The sequence below is a fragment of the Roseivivax isoporae LMG 25204 genome, assembly GCF_000521865.1.
Taxonomy (GTDB): domain Bacteria; phylum Pseudomonadota; class Alphaproteobacteria; order Rhodobacterales; family Rhodobacteraceae; genus Roseivivax; species Roseivivax isoporae.
Genome location: NZ_JAME01000145.1, coordinates 1 through 669 on the forward strand (window position 1 = coordinate 1; position 669 = coordinate 669).

Here is a 669-nt window from a genome sequence, read left to right on the forward strand (position 1 = left end):
GATGGTGTTGAAAAACTCCACGCTTGTCGGGGGCCGAAGCTTCTGATTCCCTTTATTTACGGGAGCGGGAGGGCACGGAATGCTGGGAACTCAAAAGGCGCATGCGCGGCTGTTTTACGAGTTCGATCTCGAGACGCATATTCCGGAGAACCACCTCGTGCGCGGGATCGACCGCTTCCTCGATCTCCGCGAACTGCACGCAGATCTTCGCGGCTTTTACAGTCACACCGGGCGGCCGTCGATCGACCCGGAACTCATCATTCGCATGCTCGTCATCGGCTATGTGATGGGGATCAGGTCGGAACGCCGGCTGTGCCAGGAGGTCCATCTCAACCTGGCGTATCGCTGGTTCTGCCGCCTTGGTCTCGAAGACAAGATCCCCGATCACTCGACCTTTTCGAAGCTGCGCCACGGCAAGTTCCGGGAGAGCGACCTGTTCCGCCGGCTGTTCGAGGACGTCGTCGCGACGTGCATTGCCGAGGGCCTCGTTGGCGGAACCGGGTTCGCCGTCGATGCCAGCCTGATCAGTGCGGATGTCCAGAAGCAGAGCTCCAGCAGAGCCGAGGACTGGGACGCCGCAGTCATCGATCCCTCGGAAGCCCCGCGCGCTGTTCGCGAGTATCTCGACACGCTCGACGAAGCGGCGTTCGGCGCGGCCACCACGGTGAC

1 protein-coding gene is annotated in these 669 nt (G+C 61.9%); it reads left to right on the forward strand.

The features are described from left to right. Window positions 1-79: 79 nt before the first annotated feature. Window positions 80-669, forward strand: a 590-nt coding sequence (locus tag RISW2_RS23055) for an IS5/IS1182 family transposase (RefSeq protein WP_043775898.1), incomplete at its 3' end; no start/stop codon positions are given.